Below are 16,285 nucleotides of genomic sequence, written 5' to 3'. Positions count from 1 at the left end.
ATTAACGACTCCCCGTGTTCTGCACGAGTTCGGCCAGCAGCGGCCAGCGAGTCATCATCTGCGTTAAACGCTCCTGACGCGAAATATCGATATAACTTAATTTTGGTAAAGAAAAGGCGTGGCTGAGGGCCAGCAGATCATCCTGTGTTTCTGGCGGTACTACTGCATGAAAGCGCGTTAATTGATTATTCATTCTGCCGCCTTTAAAAATAGGCTAATGTTAATTAACTATAGCAACGCAAAAAAAAAGATACGTCCAATAAGATGATTCTCAACAAATATTAGTACAAGGATTGTTTTCTTTTTTATTATTGTTTCCAATAACAGGATGACTGAATAGCTATACTCAGTTGGCCGCGACGACACTTTCAACGAAAGTAGAAACATAACCTATGGCGCAATCTTTCTCATTAGGTATTCGGCAGGTTTGGGAAGAACTGTCTGTCATGCAGGCCCCGGGGCTGTATTGGGTGAATATCGACCGTCAGACCGATGCTAACCTGCTTTGCCAACAAACCCTGGCCGCCCAGGCCGCAACCAGCCAGGTGGCATTGATTTGCAGTGGGGATAAACCTGACCGACTGCTGGCCGAGCTGGCCTCCCCGGCCCTGAAAAAAATTCCGCTGTACCAGTTGCCGGAAAAAAAAGCCGCGCTGATGCATTTCAGCGACGACCTGATGCGCGCCTTAAAACCCCAAAACCGCTTATTGATCCTGTTGGCCCACGCCAGTTTGTGGCAGACCTTCACCCGTGAAGAACTGCGCAGATGGACGCGCGCCACCGCCATCTGGCTGCGCCAACAAGGCTGCACGCTGTTGATTCTCAGCCACGGCGGCGGCGTCAACAAGCTCAAGGGGCAACTCAGCGCCCAGCACCGGATCCTTAACGGCCTGTCCAGCCTGCAGTGGCAACAGGACAGCGCACAGTATTTGGTTAACTGGTGGAGTACCGAAAACGGCATCAATGCCAACCAACTGCTGACGTTGTATGCCGGTGAAAACGGCTGGCAGGGTGACGATGACAACAACAAACCCTCGCCAACCTCCATTCGCAGCGATGAAGGACTTTATCTGGCCCAACAGAGCATTCTGGAAGGTGCGCCGCCGCTGTCGGCCAACTGGCAACTGCTGGAAAGCAATGCGCTACTGGCGCAGCACGGCATGCTGACACTCTCGGCAACGTTGATTTTTGCGCTGTACCAAAGCGATGAGATAGATGCACTGGCGCACCAAATCCACAGCCTGCGTCGCCAGCGCGGCAACGGGCTGAAAATCGTGGTGCGCGAGATGAGCGCCAGCCTGCGTTACAGCGACGAACGCCTGCTGTTGGCCTGCGGCGCCAACCTGATTGTGCCGCACGTGGCACCGCTGTCGCGCTTTCTGACCATGCTTGAAGGCATCCAGGGGCAACGCTTCTCACGCCACGTTCCGGCAGATATCGACGCCCTGCTGGCCGGGTTGCGGCCGTTGCAGCTGAAAGGCTACATGCGGCCGGATGATTTTAGCCAGGCGGTCATTTCGCTGATGGGCAACACGCTGTTGCCCGAAGACGGCAAAGGCGTGATGGTCGCACTGCGCCCGGCGCCGGGGCTGCGTGCCGAACAGGCAATGACCCTGTGTTTTTTGCGCCGCTTCGGCGACGTAATGACCGTGGTGCAAGGCCGCCTGGTGCTGTTCCTCTCCACCTGCCGAATTAACGATTTGGATACCGCCCTGAAATTTATCTTCCGCCTGCCGGTGGATGAAGCCTTCAGCAACCGGGTGGTGTGGCATCAGGACGTAGATATTATTTCAGAAATCAAACGACTGGCGCACAACGCACCTGTTCAGTTGGCCGCGGCGACCGCACCGGTAGCGCCACATCAGACCGCCGTCGAGGCTGAAAGCCCGCAGGAACGCCGTCAGCCGGTGGCCTTCACGCTAACCACCACGGCACAGGAGAACAAGCATGTTGAATCTTAGCGATATCGTGCAGTTGATTATCCTGTGCGCCATTATTTTTATTCCACTGGGCTATGCCTTTCATCGGCGTTTCCCGCACTGGCGTCAATACTGGCAAAACCTGTTGTTATCACCGCGCTATTTAAAATCCGCCGGGTTATGGGTGCGCGAAGGTTCTTCATCTCAGATTAAGCGTAAAAACAGCCATGAAGCCAACAAATAACCCGCAATCCGATAACTCCCTGTGGCGCTACTGGCGTGGGCTGGGGGGGTGGAACTACTACTTTTTGGCCAAGTTTGCCCTGCTGTGGTTCGGTTATCTAAACTTCCACGCACTGCCAAACCTGGTGTTCATGGCATTTCTGTTGATGCCGATACCGGCGCTGCGCGTGCACCGCTGGCGCCATTATCTGGCAATCCCGATTGGTTTCGCGCTGTTCTATCACGACACCTGGCTGCCTGGCATCAACAGCATCATGAGCCAGGGCTCGCAGCTGACCGGCTTTAGCGCCCAGTATCTGCTGGGGCTGACCAACCGCTTTATCAACTGGCAGATGATCGGCGCCGCCTTTGTGATGCTGATTGCCTATCTGTTTTTATCCCAGTGGATACGGGTGACGGTGTTCACCGTTGCCGCGCTGGTGTGGCTGAACCTGGTCAATATTGCCGGCCCGGCAGTATCACTGCTGCCCGCCAGCAGCCCCGCGGCCACCAGCAGCACACCGGCAGCGACAGCCCCGACGGCGGGCGGTGATGGTGCCCCGACGGACAGCGCGCCGCCCACCAGCGCCAACCTGACGGCCTACCTGAACCAGTTTTACGATAAGGAAAAAGCCCGCGCCACCGCCTTCCCGGCCAGCCTGCCTGCCGATGCTCAGCCGTTCGACCTGTTGGTAATCAATATCTGTTCGCTGGCCTGGGCAGACATGGATGCGGTGAAACTGGAGAACCACCCACTGTGGTCGAAGATGGACATCATGTTCGACAACTTCAACTCGGCGACCGCCTACAGTGGCCCGGCATCCATACGCTTGCTGCGTGCCAGCTGCGGCCAGCTCTCGCACCACGACCTGTATCAGCCGGTGAACCAGCAATGCTATCTGTTCGATAATCTCGCCAAGCTGGGCTTCAAAGAACAGCTGATGCTGGACCACTCCGGCGTGTTCGGCAATTACCTGAAGGAGCTGCGCGAGCAGGGCGATATGCAAGCGCCGCTGATGTCACAAGCCGGTATCGGTAATGAGCTGGCCTCGTTCGACGGCGAGCCGATTTTCAACGATCTGGAACTGCTCACCCGCTGGCTGGATCAGCAACAGAAGGCCGGCGACGGCCGCAGCGCCACCTTCTTCAACGTCATTCCGCTGCACGACGGCAACCGCTTCGTCGGTTCGAACAAGAGCGCGGACTATCAGCCACGGGCGCAGAAGCTGTTCGACCAGTTAAATACCTTCCTTGACCAACTGGAGAAATCCGGGCGCAAGGTGATGGTGGTGATTGTACCGGAGCACGGTGCGGCACTGGTGGGCGATAAAATGCAGATGTCCGGCCTGCGGGATATCCCAAGCCCGAACATTACCCATACGCCGGTGGGCATCAAACTGGTGGGCATGAAAGCGCCGCATCAGGGCAGTACGCTGCAGATTAAGACACCGAGCAGCTATCTGGCACTTTCCGAGCTAGTCTCACGCCTGGTCGACGGCAAAGCTTTCACCGCCCCGAGCGTCGACTGGCAGGCGCTGACGCAGAACCTGCCGCAGACGGCGGTCATTTCGGAAAATGACAACGCCATCGTGATGCAATACCAGGGTAAACCGTATATCCGCCTGAACGGCGGTGATTGGGTGCCTTACCCCCAGTAAATGCCCCAAGAATATTTTCGTTAATACTCAGCACGCCTTCGGGCGTGCTTTTTTATAGCCGGTATCAGGCAACGTTAAATTTAAGCGATTCATTTATTATGATCGTGCGAAGATTCCTAACAAACGATTATTTCGTCAGGATTTCGTTAAGAGAAATAAGCGCCATTAATACAAATGAATTATTCGCTCAATAAACTAATTAACAGGCCCGTGGCTTTAATCAAAAAAAATACCGGCGTAAATGCCGGCATTTAAATTAATCGTCATTGATAACAAAGCTATGCCGCAGGATTTTCATCCTGATCGACCGCAAAGCAGGCCACCATCTGTTCGCCGTATTGCTTTAACTGCGGCTGCAGCTGGGTACAGGGTCCAAAAGCACGACGGCAGCGGGCATTGAATGCACAACCCGGCGGTGGATTCATCGGGCTGGGCAGCTCGCCGGTCAGCTTGATGCGTTCACGACGCATATCCGGATTCAGACGTGGCGTCGCGGACAGCAGCGCCTGGGTATACGGATGACGCGGGTTGTTGAAAATGGCATCTTTGCTGCCCTTTTCCACGCAGCGGCCGAGGTACATCACCATCACTTCGTCGGCAATATGCTCCACTACCGACAGATCGTGCGAGATGAACACATAGGACAGCCCCAAATCCTGCTGCAGATCCATCATCAGATTCAGTACCTGCGCCCGCACCGAGACATCGAGAGCGGAGACAGGTTCGTCGGCAATCACTACGTCCGGGTTAAGCATCAACCCACGTGCAATAGCAATACGCTGGCGTTGCCCACCGGAAAACATGTGCGGGTAGCGATCGTAATGTTCGGTTTTCAGGCCGACCTTGGCCATCATCTCCAGCGCTTTCTCACGACGTTGCGCGCTGTTTAGCCCGGTATTGATCTGCAGCGGCTCCTCGAGGATCTGCCCGACCTTTTTACGCGGGTTGAGCGATCCGTAAGGATTCTGGAACACAATCTGGATCTTCTGGCGCCGCAGCTTCTCAGCGGTGACGTCCGGCTTCAGCAGATCCTGCCCCTGGTAGTACAGCTCACCACCGGTCGGCACTTCAATCATCGTCAACAAACGGCCCAGCGTTGACTTGCCACAGCCGGACTCACCCACCACCGCCAGCGTTTTGCCACGCTCAAGGGTGAAAGAGACGCCGTCCAGCGCTTTAACCAGCCGTTCCGGGGCAAAGATGCCCTTCTTGACCGGGTAGTGTTTCTTCAGGTCAATCGCCTGCAATAAGGGTTGGTTCTGGCTCATACGGTCGGCCTCCCCGCATCATCCAGCGGTGTGTGACATTTAACCTGACGGCCGGGAATGGTGCGTAATTCCGGCTCTTCAACGCGGCAGCGCTCATTGGCGTACGGGCAACGCGGGTTGAGCAAACAGCCGCTTGGGCGGTCATATTTGCCCGGTACCACGCCCGGCAGCGAAGCCAGGCGCGCCTTGTCGGCCGCGAACTCCGGCAGCGCACGCAATAGCGCCTGAGTATAAGGATGCCGCGGTGCGCGGAAGATTTCCGATGCTTTACCGGATTCCACCACCTGACCGGCATACATCACGATAATATGATGCGCAGCCTCAGACACCAGCGCCAGGTCGTGGGTAATCAACAGCAGCGCCATATTCTCACGCTGTTGCAATTCCAGCAGCAGCTCGATAATTTGCGCCTGAATGGTTACGTCGAGTGCGGTAGTGGGTTCATCGGCAATCAGCAGCTTTGGCCGACAGGCAATTGCCATGGCGATCATCACGCGCTGGCTCATCCCACCGGAAAGCTGGTGCGGATACACGTCCAGACGCGAGGCCGGATCGGGGATCCCCACCTGCGTCAGCAGATCGATAGCCCGCTGGCGGCGGGTACTACGGTTACCGCCCTGATGCACCTTCAGCGCTTCCATAATCTGGAAACCGACGGTGTAACACGGGTTCAGACTGGTCATCGGATCCTGGAAGATCATTGCCACTTCCGAGCCCACCAGTTGGCGGCGCTCTTTTTCGGAAATTTTGCGCAGATCCTGGCCGTTAAACTCCAGCTTTTCGGCCATCACCTTACCGGGGAAATCGATCAGGCCCATAATCGCCAGCGAGCTGACGGATTTGCCGGAGCCGGACTCACCGACGATCCCCACCACCTGGCCCTGCTCCACGCTATAACTGATACGGTCTACCGCGCGGAAAGGGGTGCCTTCGTCACCGAAGTGCACCGAAAGCTTGTCTACATTTAATAACGCCATCTCTCTCGTCCTCTTTACTGCTTGAGTTTGGGGTCGAGAGCATCACGCAAGCCGTCCCCCATCAGGTTAAATGCAAGCACCGTCAGCAGGATCGCCACGCCAGGGAAGGTCACGACCCACCAGGCGCTTTGTGCGAACTGCAGTACGTCGGAGAGCATGGTGCCCCACTCCGGCGTTGGCGGTTGTGCACCCATACCCAGGAAGCCGAGAGCGGCCATATCCAGGATAGCGTTCGAGAAACCCAGAGAAGCCTGAACGATCAGCGGCGCCAGGCAGTTTGGCAGAATATTGATAAACATTTGGCGCATCGCACCGGCACCCGCCACGCGTGAAGCGGTGACGTAGTCGCGGTTCACTTCCACCAATACCGCAGCGCGGGTCAGTCGCACATAGTGCGGCAGGGCGACGAAGGTTAACGCCAGTGAAGCATTGACGATCGACGGACCGAAAATTGCCACCAATACCAGCGCCAACAGCAGGCTGGGCAACGCCAGCATGATGTCGACGATACGCATGATGATGGCATCCACCACGCCGCCGAAGTAACCGGCCAGCAGGCCCAGCACCACGCCCATGATCAGCGACAGCACCACCACCAGACAGCCGACCAACAGTGACAGTCGGGCGCCGTACATCAGGCGCGACAGCACATCGCGGCCAACGTCGTCGGTACCCAGCAGATATTGCCAACTGCCGCCGTCTTGCCAGACCGGCGGCTTGAGCAGCGCGTCGCGGAACTGATCCGCCGGCGCATGCGGTGCCAGCACCCCGGCACCGATGGCAATCACAAACATCAGAACGATATACACCAGGCCGACAACGGCCCCTTTATTGCGCTTGAAATAGTGCCAGAACTCCTGGAACGGGCTCATTGGCTTCGGCGCACCTTTAACTACAGACTCAGTGATTTGAGACATCAGAGCGCCCCTTATTTCTTGTGGCGAATACGCGGGTTAACCACGCCGTAGAGCACGTCTACCAGCAGGTTAACCAGAATAATCATACAGGCGACCAGCAACACGCCGCCCTGAACAACCGGATAGTCGCGACGTTGCAGCGCATCCATCAGCCAACGCCCCAGGCCCGGCCAGGAGAAGATGGTTTCGGTCAGGATCGCACCGGCCAGCATGGTACCGACCTGCAGGCCGATCACCGTCACGACTGGCAGCAAGGCGTTACGCAACGCATGCACCACAATCACCCGCATACGGCTCACGCCCTTGGCGCGCGCGGTACGAATATAATCTTCGCCCAGCACTTCCAGCATTGAGGAGCGCGTCATACGCACGATCACAGCCAACGGGATGGTACCCAACACGATGGCCGGCAGGATCATATGCATCACGGCGTCAGCAAAGTCGCCCGGTTCGCCCCAGATCAGGGTGTCGATCAGCATAAAGCCGGTCAACGGCAGGCTATCGTCAAGGAACACCGTATCGCTGACCCGTCCCGATACCGGCGTCAGGTTGAGCTGCACCGAGACCAGCATGATCAACATCATGCCCCACCAGAAAATCGGCATCGAATAGCCGGTCAGTGATATGCCCACCGCGGTATGATCGAATATTGAGCCTCGCCTGACCGCCGCCAGCACCCCAACCGGAATGCCTACCAGCACGGCGAAAATCATCGCGCAGACGCCCAACTCCAGGGTGGCCTTGAAGCGCGGAACGAACTCTTCCCAAACGGAGATACGGCTTTTCAGCGAGGTACCCAGGTCGCCATGCAACACGTTGGATACGTAAGTGAAATATTGTTGATAGAGCGGTTTATCCAGCCCCATTTCCGCCATCAGGTGTGCATGGCGTTCTGCGGAGATCCCGCGTTCCCCGGCCATGATGGTCACCGGGTCGCCGGGGATCATATGGACGAATGCAAAAGTCAGCAAAGTGATGCCGATAAACGTTGGGATAACTAACCCCAAACGTCGGAGTATGAACTGCAACATATCCCGAACTCTCTGTATCAATGCCCGGCAGCTCATCGTCCGCCAGGCTTATTAAAGCTCACACACTTCTGGTGTTTCTCTGCCTACGGGCAACCACGGCCCTCCCTTAAAGAGAGGGCCGTGGAATTAACCGGTAGTGAAATTAATCCAGAGAGACATTCTCAAAGTGATGCTTACCAAGCGGATCCACGACGTAGCCCTTCACTTCCTTACGCACTGGCTCATAAACGGTGGAGTGGGCAACAATCAGCGCCGGAGCCTGATCGTGCATCACTACCTGGGCCTGTTTGTACAGTTCTATGCGTTTGTCGTGGTTCGATTCGGCGCGCGCCGGTTGAATGAGATCTTCAAACGGCTTGTAGCACCAGCGAGAATAGTTGGAACCGTCTTTGGCCGCGGCGCAGCTAAACAGCGTGGCGAAGAAGTTGTCCGGGTCCCCATTGTCACCGGTCCAGCCCATCATCACCGTCTGATGCTCGCCCGCTTTGGCGCGCTTGAGGTATTCGCCCCACTCATAGGTTACGATTTTGGCTTTCACGCCGATTTTCGCCCAGTCAGACTGGATCATTTCCGCCATGCGGCGCGCGTTCGGGTTGTACGGACGCTGTACCGGCATTGCCCACAGGTCGATGGAGAAACCGTCTGCCATGCCCGCTTCTTTCAGCAGTTCTTTCGCCTTGGCCGGATCGTAAGCGTAGTCTTTCACCGCATCGTTATAGCCCCACATGGTCGGTGGGATCAGGTTCTTGGCCGCCTGGCCTGCACCCTGGTACACCGCATCGATGATCGCCTGCTTGTTGACCGCCATAGTTAACGCCTGGCGCACCTTCAGGTTATCCAGCGGTTTTTTCTCAACGTTGAATGACAGGTAACCGACGTTCAGCCCCGGTTGTTCCATCAGATTGATGGTTTTATCCTGCTTCATGCGCGCGATGTCAGCCGGGTTCGGATACGGCATCACCTGGCATTCGTTTTTCTGCAGTTTGGCGTAACGCACTGAAGCGTCAGGCGTGATGGAGAACACTAAACGGTCGATCTTCGGTTTGGTGCCCCAGAAACCGTCAAACGCCTTGTAGAGAATTTTGGAGTCTTTCTGGTATTGCAGCAGTTGGAACGGACCGGTGCCGATTGGGTTCAGGTCAATTTTCTCCGGGGTGCCGGCTTTCATCATCACGTCCGCGTATTCAGCAGACAGGATAGAAGCGAAGTCCATGCCCAGGTCAGCGACAAATGGTGCCTCAGGACGGGTCAGCACAAAGCGTACGGTGTAGTCGTCCACTTTCTCGATTTTGGCGATCAGCTTCGGCATGTCCATGCCTTCAAAGTACTCATAGCTGCCGCCGGAGACTTTGTGATAGGCATTGTTGGCGTCTAACTGGCGTTCAAAGGAGAACACCACGTCGTCGGCGTTGAAATCACGGGTCGGTTTGAAGTCTTTGCTGCTCTGCCACTTCACGCCTTTACGCAGGTGGAAGGTGTAGATTTTGCCGTCTTCGCTGACATCCCATTTTTCAGCCAGGCCAGGCTGCAGCTCGGTGGTGCCGATTTTGAATTCGACCAGACGGTTGTAAATAGGGACCGAGCTGGCGTCATAGGTCGTGCCCGAGGTAAACAACTGCGGGTTGAACCCTTCCGGGGAACCCTCAGAACAGTAAACCAGAGTCTTGGCTTGCACGCTGGCCGCAACGGTCAACGCAATCAGCCCAATACCGAATTTCAGAATCCCTGTTTTTCCCAAGGAACTTGTCATCGCTAGTGCTCCATTATGTGATGTGATGTGTGTATTACCGCCAGAGCCTGTATTTTTTATTGCGCGGCCTGTGCAGTCGGTGCCCGAAGGCTGGGAGGGATAATTGCGCAAGAGAGCCGGGGGAACGCATCCGGTGGGGGCGTCTGAGCGCGTGGAATTCACTCAAACAACTCTCGCTCTTACCCCTGAGGCTACCAAATTGCCAACTGTTTGGGGTGTCGTCAATATAACCAGTGGGGATTTACACAGACTGTGAGAAACAGCAAACAAACATAAAAAAAACCTTTCTTTAACAGATGCAGCATGAAAACTTATGCTATGCGGTCATTTTTAGCTCGATTAGCTGCGTTGCAGAAAGTTGCTGGTGTTTAACTCCGATAAAAAACCAAAAAAGTTTGTTGTTGAATGATGAATATCTGAACGGTTATTTTTGTGATCGCCGTATAAGACAGGACGAAATGCTGTCCTGTTACCCGAAAGGGTGAGGCGTTAGCGTATTTTTTAGCCGGGTGACGCCACAATCTATTCACCGTAAAAAAACTTTCGTCTGTTAAAAAGCCGGGGGCAAAAGGATATCCCCCGGCAACGTGCTACAACCGATTTATTGCGTGCCAGCGCTGTTGCCCAGGCTGCTATTCATATTGTTCAGAATATCGCCGTTATCAGCGTCGATTTCCCAGGAGAACAACCCACCCAACTGCTTATCCAGCACGTACTTGCCCTTCGCCTGTACCGAGCGGGCATCGTCAAAGGTGATCAAGTCGCCGGTGGAAGGTTTGAACACATAAGGGGCTTCGGCAGTGGCGTCGTAGCTGTACTGCCATTCACCGCTCATAAACTCATTGGCGATTTGGCGGTAATCGACGATGCCATTTTCCCAGGTGCCTTTCACCGGGCCTGTCGCGGTACCGGTAAACGGAATGTTGTTCTGGTAGCCGTTAACACCGGTCCAGCCACGGCCGTACATGGCAGTACCCACCACGATTTTGCCCGGCTTCACCCCCTGCGTCAGCAGCGCATTGACGCCATTCACCGTGGTATATGCCGTATCCGGTTTCCAGGACGGCGCTTTCAGTGCCGTCTGGTGGCCCAGGTTTTTCAGATCGAACGCGCCATAGAAGTCGTAGCTCATCAGGAAGATGTGATCCATCGAGTTCTGCGCAGTGTTGTAGTCCACCTTGTCGATTTTGTCCTTGCCGGCGCTGATCGCAGAGGTCAGTTCATACTTGCGACCGGTTTCTGCGGAAAGCTGATCCAGCATCGCCCGCAGTTCTTTCATCAATTGCACATAGGTCGCGCCATCCTGCGCGTTGCCCAGTTTCGGGTTAGCGCCCTGTCCGCCCGGGAATTCCCAGTCGATATCCACGCCGTCAAAGAACTTCCAGGTTTGCAGGAATTCTTTCACCGAACCGACGAAACGATCGCGCTTGACCTTGTCACCCATAAAGAAGAACGGGTCGGACAAGGTCCAGCCGCCAATCGACGGCAGGATTTTCAGGTCCGGACGCGCCTGCTTCAGCGCCATCAACTGGCCAAAGTTGCCTTTGTAGGGGGCGTCCCAGGCGGTCACGCCTTTTTGCCCTTTCTGCAACGCGGCGAACGGATCGTGGATTGACACCTTGAAGTCTTCACGGCCCTGGCAAGAGCGTTGCAGCGCCTGGAAACTGCCCTCGATCTCTTTCAGGCTGTCGTTGATGCCGTCACCGCCGCAGATCGGAATAAAGCCATACAGCAGATGCGTCAGGTTCTGCGCCGGCAGTTTATCAACGGTGAAATTGCGGCCGTAGACGCCCCATTCAACAAAATAAGAACCGACAACCTTGCCGGAGTCTTGTTTATAAGGCTTATTCTTTTCCAGCAGCGGTTCTTTTAACGGTGCCAAATGGCTACCATCGGTATCCGCCACGACAATTTCGGTGGCATCGCTGGCGGTACAACCGTCGGCATTACATAACGCCACCTGCATTTGATAACGGCCACCTTTATTAACCTTAAAGTTTGCCGTGCCCGAAGCGCCGGTTGAGGCACCGCTCCAGACTTGTTTTCCATTTAATAATACTTTTGCCGTAGTACCGGCATCGCCATTCCATAAATTCCATGAAACAGAAACGTCGGCGGCATCTTTTACCTTCACCAGATTATTATAAGCCGTCGCCGCTTGATCGACTTCGACAATAGCGAACTTGGTATTGCCCCAGGCCAACGTAGGCTTGCCTGGAGCAGCGGCCTGCGCCGCAGAGCACAGCGTGCTGCCGATCAACAACGCCAACAGCGGTTTATTAAATTTGCGCATAACTGATTCCTTTATTCCGAGAGGATAAACGTAAAATATTTAATGACGGCCGCCGATTATCGGAGCAGAATAATTCTGCAACAATCCTGGCCGATTAAAGTAAATAAATAGTCACTCGTCTTTTCACGCGGCGGGAATAATTACTCTCGCGTTGTGTATTCAGACTATAGATAAAATACCCCTTAAAACAAGAGCACTATCAACTGGGTTTTATTATGCAACAGTGAATTTATTTAAACATGCGTTTTGGAAGTGGTCAGATATAAGGAGAGTGAATTTATTACTGAGGAAGGATAAATATTTATCACAGTGCTCATTGCCGTAACAAGGCGTTCACGCTAACACTGCCTTCGACAGTAAGTCAGCTCAGATTGAGCACTGTTCGACAAAGCTACAGGCGTAAAAAAACCCGCTAAAAAGCGGGTTTTCTTGAATGTGGTCGGCGAGAGAGGATTCGAACCTCCGACCCACTGGTCCCAAACCAGTTGCGCTACCAAGCTGCGCTACTCGCCGATGCGGGGCGCATCTTACTGCTGACGATATTACGCGTCAATCACTTTCTCGTCCCGGCCAATCAAGTGGCGATAAAAGCGGCATAAAGCGCGCTACAGCAGCCTGCAGCACGCTTTTTCATCATGCCTTCGCAGTTTTCAGCGCCGGTGATTGAGCGCGCAAGAACGGCAGCAGGAACAACGCGGACAAACAGGCGGCGATCGAGATCACCACGAAGAAACCGTTCCAGTGCCAGATTTCCATGATGCGGGCAATCGGGTAGCCGGACAACGCCGCCCCCAGGTAAGCAAACAGGCCGACAAAACCGGTTGCCGCCCCGGCAGCATCCTTGTGCGAACATTCGGCCGCTGCCATGCCGATCAGCATCTGCGGGCCAAAGATGAAGAAACCGATCGCAAAGAAGCAGGCCGCCTGCAGCAGGAAAGTGATACCCGGCATGATCCACAGCGCCGCGACCGACAGGAAAATCCCGATGGCGAAGATCAGGTTCATTGGCCCACGATTACCGCGGAACAGCTTGTCAGAACCCCAACCGGCCACCAGCGAACCAATAAAGCCGCCCACTTCGAATAGCGAGATCGCCGAGTTGGCGGTCATCAGCGAATAGCCCTTTTCCTGGGTCAGGTACAGGTTACCCCAGTCGTTGATGGCCGTACGCACGATGTACACCAGCACGTAGGATATCGCCAACAGCCAGATGTACTTGTTGGTCAACACATAGCGTTTGATGATTTCGCGGTTGGTCAGCCCCTGGCCTTCCGATTCCTGCACCAGTTCCATGGCGTCGTTACGCCATTTGCCCACGCTGGGCAGCCCCATGGTGGACGGCTTGTCACGCAGACGCCAACACATCAGCAGGCCCAACACCACGCCGATAATGCCCGGAATAATCATGCCGTAACGCCAGCTGAAGTGCAGCGAGATAAAACCGACCAGCAGAGGGATAAGCGCTCCGCCAAAGTTATGCGATGTATTCCAGATCGCCCACCAACCGCCGCGCTCGGAACGCGAGTACCAGCTTGTGAGGATTTTTGAACATGGCGGCCAGCCCCAGCCCTGGAAGAAGGCGTTGAGGATCCATAGCGTCCCCAGCATCAACAGCGAAGAACTGAGGCCGAAGAAGATATTGAGTATGCCGGTCATAATCAGACCCAACCCCATAAAATAGCGCGGGTTGGAACGATCGCTGATCATGCCTGAGATAAACTTCGAGCAGCCGTAAGTGATGTAGAACAGCGTACCGAGGATGCCGACGTCAGACATCGTCAGGCCAAGATCGCTCAGCATCGCCGGCATAATGAAGTTGAAGCTTTTGCGCGTGAAGTAAAACGCGGCATAGCCGATGTACATCGTCCACATCAGCTGGATGCGCCAGTATTTATAGCTGGCATCGATCTGTTTTTGATCGGTAACCGGCGGCACATCATCGCGGCTTTTAAGGAAAGACCACATGTGAAACCTCAGAGAATATGAAAAGTGCCGCTATCATGCTGCGCGCGCGCGAAAATGACTTACGCCGGATTCCCGACGCGGCTAGGAGTATTTCCTAGTTTGGCCCTTCCGCCGATGAAACTGTGGGTAAGATCACATTCAAACAGGTGCCATTCTCCGACGTCAGCCGCAGGCGGCCGCCCAGTGCGCTGATGCGCTCCTGCATGCCGCGCAGGCCATAACCCGGCTCATGATGGGCCAAATCGATACCGACGCCGTTATCGCGAATGGTCAACAGTACCTGCGGCAAGCGCCCTTTGCGCCGGCGAAGGCGTGCATCCAGCTCAATCCGGCTGGCGGCGGCGTGACGACAGACATTGGTCACCCCTTCCTGACAGACCCGATACAGAGTAATTTTCAGCGTTTCATCCAGCAGTTCATCCGGCACCTGCCACTGCATCACGCTCACCAGCGACGTATCCTGCGGTAATGCTTCACGCAGCATCGCCGCCACCGCCGCCGACAGCGGCAAATTATTCAGCGCAGCCGGCCACAGCTGGGTCAGCACATCATGCACGCCGTCATACACCCGTAGCGCCAGGGTATCTATCGCCTCGGCGCAGCCCACCACCTGTGGTTGTGGTGCCAAACGCTTGATAATACTGGCCTGGGTGCGGATCACGGTGATGGTTTGACCGACCTCATCATGCAGCTCCCGCGCCACCTCGCGCCGGGTCTGTTCTTCTGCCGTGACCAGCGCGCGCGCCAGTTGGCGGTTTTCCGTCAGCCGCAGTCGCAGTTGCTGGTTCAGCTCGCGCTGGCGTTGAATACCCGCGCCGAGCAGCAGACCGGTCAGGCTCTGGGCCAGCAGCGACAGCAGCAAATCACGGTGAGATTCGGGTTGGGGCGGCTCGTTGGCCACCAGCACCACACCATTGAGCAAGGTTGCCAACAGCGCGCCCTGCCAACCGTAGCGATAGGACATAAAGACAATCGGAATAGCCAGACAAAAGGGGGCAAAACGGCGCAGTTCGGCGGCATTGACCTGCTGTTGCAGCCAGATACTGAGCGCAAACAGCAGTAAATAACTGGCCAAATGGCGCAGCCGTAGCGTCACCGGCTTATGGATCAGGCCCGGTTCAAGCGGCACCCAGATCTGCCGCGCCAGATAGTGCCACAGCAGCAGACAGGTTGGTGCAATGGTGAATCCCCCCGCCAACCCCAGCAACAGGGCTCTGGCCCCCTCACCGTTCACTAACTGCCACACCAACGCCTGCAGCAACGCGGCCACCGCCACCACAGCACCCTGCATCAACGGCCATTGCCATTCGCTGTCGCTTTCCTGATGCCGCAGCAGCCAGGGGGAAGCCACCAGGCTGAGCAACACCGTCAGCACCAGCACCACCACCGAAGCCCACAGTGCCGGCCCGTAACCGAACTGATCGGCCAGCACCACCATCAGCAGCAGATCGGCCAGCAGGATGCCAGGCCAGAAGCGGTAAGGGCTTTGCAGCAGAATGCCCATACGCAGACCAAACGGGAACAGCAACAGCGCCTGCCACGGCGGGTCGATCAGCGCAGTGCCAATGCCCCACAGGCAAAACGCACTGGTGGCATAGATAAAGAACAATGCCAGTTGGGTGATCAAGCGTTGCATCACAGGTTCAGCATCCGCTTCGCCAGTTCGACGTTGTTATTGATACCCAGCTTGGCGAACAGATTGGCGCGATGCACGTGTACCGTTTTGGGTGACAGACCCAGCGCAGCAGCAATCTCCCGCACCTCCTGCCCTTGCGCCAGTAACAGTGCGATTTCACGTTCACGACGGGTCAGTGGGTCCACCTTCACCCGTGCCAGTTGCTGGGCGATTTCAGGCATCAGATACACGCCACCGCTGGCGACGGTGCGCACCGCAGTGATTAGATCTTCCGGCTTGCAGCGTTTGGACAAGAACCCGCAGGCACCTCGCTCCAGCGCCAGCTCCACCAGCGCCGGGTTGTCATGCATTGACAGCATCACCACCCGAATACCCGAGGGAATATCCGCCAACAGATCCAGTCCACTGCCGTCCGGCATCGAAATATCACAGATGCAGATTTCCGCCTCCAGACCGGGCAGGCCGGCGCGTGCCTGAGCCGCACTGCTGAACTCGCCGACCACCTGAATATCCGGCTCCAGCGACAGCAGTTGCACAAAACCCGATCGCACAATGTCATGATCGTCAATAAACGCCACGCGCAAGGTCATGGAAATCTCCGGTCCGAGGAAAGTGCGCAAGTATACCGCAAGCCCGTGCCGGATTAGTT

13 protein-coding genes and 1 tRNA gene are annotated in these 16,285 nt (G+C 55.8%); 3 read left to right on the top strand and 11 right to left on the bottom strand.

Translation table 11 applies throughout. The features are described 5' to 3' along the window. Nucleotide 1: 1 nt before the first annotated feature. Entirely contained in the window at nucleotides 2-193 is a 192-nt protein-coding gene (gene bcsR, locus OCH02_RS19315) for a cellulose biosynthesis protein BcsR (RefSeq protein ID WP_174354730.1), read from the bottom strand. Between the two features lie 199 nt (nucleotides 194-392). Here bcsR and bcsE point away from each other — a divergent pair, with 199 nt between their 5' ends. The 3 genes from bcsE to bcsG are packed head-to-tail and all read left to right on the top strand — an operon-like array spanning nucleotide 393 to nucleotide 3,799. Continuing rightward, nucleotides 393-1,961, top strand: a complete 1,569-nt coding sequence (gene bcsE / locus OCH02_RS19310; RefSeq protein ID WP_261432573.1) for a cellulose biosynthesis protein BcsE — start codon at nucleotides 393-395, stop codon at nucleotides 1,959-1,961. Then, complete coding sequence (bcsF, locus tag OCH02_RS19305; RefSeq protein WP_017891241.1) at nucleotides 1,948-2,163, top strand: cellulose biosynthesis protein BcsF; 216 nt, start codon at nucleotides 1,948-1,950, stop codon at nucleotides 2,161-2,163. The genes bcsE and bcsF overlap by 14 nt, the downstream gene beginning before the upstream one ends. Then, entirely contained in the window at nucleotides 2,147-3,799 is a 1,653-nt protein-coding gene (gene bcsG, locus OCH02_RS19300) for a cellulose biosynthesis protein BcsG (RefSeq protein WP_261432571.1), read from the top strand. Before bcsF ends, bcsG begins: the two co-directional genes overlap by 17 nt. A 278-nt stretch (nucleotides 3,800-4,077) precedes the next feature. Here the strand turns inward: bcsG and dppF are convergent, their stop codons facing one another. From dppF to uhpA, 10 genes are all read right to left on the bottom strand, one after another. Then, a complete protein-coding gene (gene dppF, locus OCH02_RS19295; RefSeq protein ID WP_012004614.1) occupies nucleotides 4,078-5,067 on the bottom strand; it encodes a dipeptide ABC transporter ATP-binding subunit DppF in 990 nt (329 codons plus the stop codon). Further along, a complete protein-coding gene (dppD, locus tag OCH02_RS19290) occupies nucleotides 5,064-6,044 on the bottom strand; it encodes a dipeptide ABC transporter ATP-binding protein (RefSeq protein ID WP_261092993.1) in 981 nt (326 codons plus the stop codon). Before dppD ends, dppF begins: the two co-directional genes overlap by 4 nt. 14 nt (nucleotides 6,045-6,058) lie before the next feature. Beyond that, on the bottom strand, nucleotides 6,059-6,961 hold the full coding sequence (dppC, locus tag OCH02_RS19285; RefSeq protein ID WP_261432570.1) for a dipeptide ABC transporter permease DppC: 903 nt from the start codon (nucleotides 6,959-6,961) through the stop codon (nucleotides 6,059-6,061). An 11-nt stretch (nucleotides 6,962-6,972) separates the two neighbouring features. Next, nucleotides 6,973-7,992, bottom strand: a complete 1,020-nt coding sequence (gene dppB / locus OCH02_RS19280; protein WP_153858669.1) for a dipeptide ABC transporter permease DppB — start codon at nucleotides 7,990-7,992, stop codon at nucleotides 6,973-6,975. 142 nt (nucleotides 7,993-8,134) lie between these two features. Then, complete coding sequence (dppA, locus tag OCH02_RS19275) at nucleotides 8,135-9,742, bottom strand: dipeptide ABC transporter periplasmic-binding protein DppA (RefSeq protein ID WP_261432569.1); 1,608 nt, start codon at nucleotides 9,740-9,742, stop codon at nucleotides 8,135-8,137. A gap of 601 nt (nucleotides 9,743-10,343) precedes the next feature. Continuing rightward, complete coding sequence (locus OCH02_RS19270; protein ID WP_261432568.1) at nucleotides 10,344-12,035, bottom strand: glycosyl hydrolase family 18 protein; 1,692 nt, start codon at nucleotides 12,033-12,035, stop codon at nucleotides 10,344-10,346. Nucleotides 12,036-12,471: 436 nt separating this feature from the next. Beyond that, nucleotides 12,472-12,548, bottom strand: a tRNA-Pro gene (locus OCH02_RS19265). Between the two features lie 120 nt (nucleotides 12,549-12,668). Continuing rightward, the gene (locus OCH02_RS19260; protein ID WP_261152920.1) at nucleotides 12,669-14,000 is read right to left on the bottom strand and encodes an MFS transporter; all 1,332 of its coding nucleotides are present in this window, start codon (nucleotides 13,998-14,000) and stop codon (nucleotides 12,669-12,671) included. Between the two features lie 94 nt (nucleotides 14,001-14,094). After that, entirely contained in the window at nucleotides 14,095-15,636 is a 1,542-nt protein-coding gene (gene uhpB / locus OCH02_RS19255) for a signal transduction histidine-protein kinase/phosphatase UhpB (protein ID WP_261432667.1), read from the bottom strand. Continuing rightward, complete coding sequence (uhpA, locus tag OCH02_RS19250) at nucleotides 15,636-16,226, bottom strand: transcriptional regulator UhpA (protein WP_017891232.1); 591 nt, start codon at nucleotides 16,224-16,226, stop codon at nucleotides 15,636-15,638. The genes uhpB and uhpA overlap by 1 nt, the downstream gene beginning before the upstream one ends. Nucleotides 16,227-16,285 lie beyond the last annotated feature (59 nt).

The sequence above is a fragment of the Serratia quinivorans genome (genome assembly GCF_946227985.1).
Lineage (GTDB): Bacteria > Pseudomonadota > Gammaproteobacteria > Enterobacterales > Enterobacteriaceae > Serratia > Serratia quinivorans_A.
Note: the sequence above shows the minus strand (reverse complement) of the source record. Positions and strands in the feature narration are given on the sequence as shown.

What these genes read in the sequence shown, in the direction of transcription:
- bcsR (WP_174354730.1), bottom strand. Translation starts at nt 193, where the DNA reads ATGAATAATCAATTAACGCGCTTTCATGCAGTAGTACCGCCAGAAACA.
- uhpA (WP_017891232.1), bottom strand. Translation starts at nt 16,226, where the DNA reads ATGACCTTGCGCGTGGCGTTTATTGACGATCATGACATTGTGCGATCG.
- bcsE (WP_261432573.1), top strand. Translation starts at nt 393, where the DNA reads ATGGCGCAATCTTTCTCATTAGGTATTCGGCAGGTTTGGGAAGAACTG.
- bcsG (WP_261432571.1), top strand. Translation starts at nt 2,147, where the DNA reads ATGAAGCCAACAAATAACCCGCAATCCGATAACTCCCTGTGGCGCTAC.
- dppD (WP_261092993.1), bottom strand. Translation starts at nt 6,044, where the DNA reads ATGGCGTTATTAAATGTAGACAAGCTTTCGGTGCACTTCGGTGACGAA.
- OCH02_RS19260 (WP_261152920.1), bottom strand. Translation starts at nt 14,000, where the DNA reads ATGTGGTCTTTCCTTAAAAGCCGCGATGATGTGCCGCCGGTTACCGAT.
- dppA (WP_261432569.1), bottom strand. Translation starts at nt 9,742, where the DNA reads ATGACAAGTTCCTTGGGAAAAACAGGGATTCTGAAATTCGGTATTGGG.
- OCH02_RS19270 (WP_261432568.1), bottom strand. Translation starts at nt 12,035, where the DNA reads ATGCGCAAATTTAATAAACCGCTGTTGGCGTTGTTGATCGGCAGCACG.
- bcsF (WP_017891241.1), top strand. Translation starts at nt 1,948, where the DNA reads ATGTTGAATCTTAGCGATATCGTGCAGTTGATTATCCTGTGCGCCATT.
- dppC (WP_261432570.1), bottom strand. Translation starts at nt 6,961, where the DNA reads ATGTCTCAAATCACTGAGTCTGTAGTTAAAGGTGCGCCGAAGCCAATG.
- uhpB (WP_261432667.1), bottom strand. Translation starts at nt 15,636, where the DNA reads ATGCAACGCTTGATCACCCAACTGGCATTGTTCTTTATCTATGCCACC.
- dppB (WP_153858669.1), bottom strand. Translation starts at nt 7,992, where the DNA reads ATGTTGCAGTTCATACTCCGACGTTTGGGGTTAGTTATCCCAACGTTT.
- dppF (WP_012004614.1), bottom strand. Translation starts at nt 5,067, where the DNA reads ATGAGCCAGAACCAACCCTTATTGCAGGCGATTGACCTGAAGAAACAC.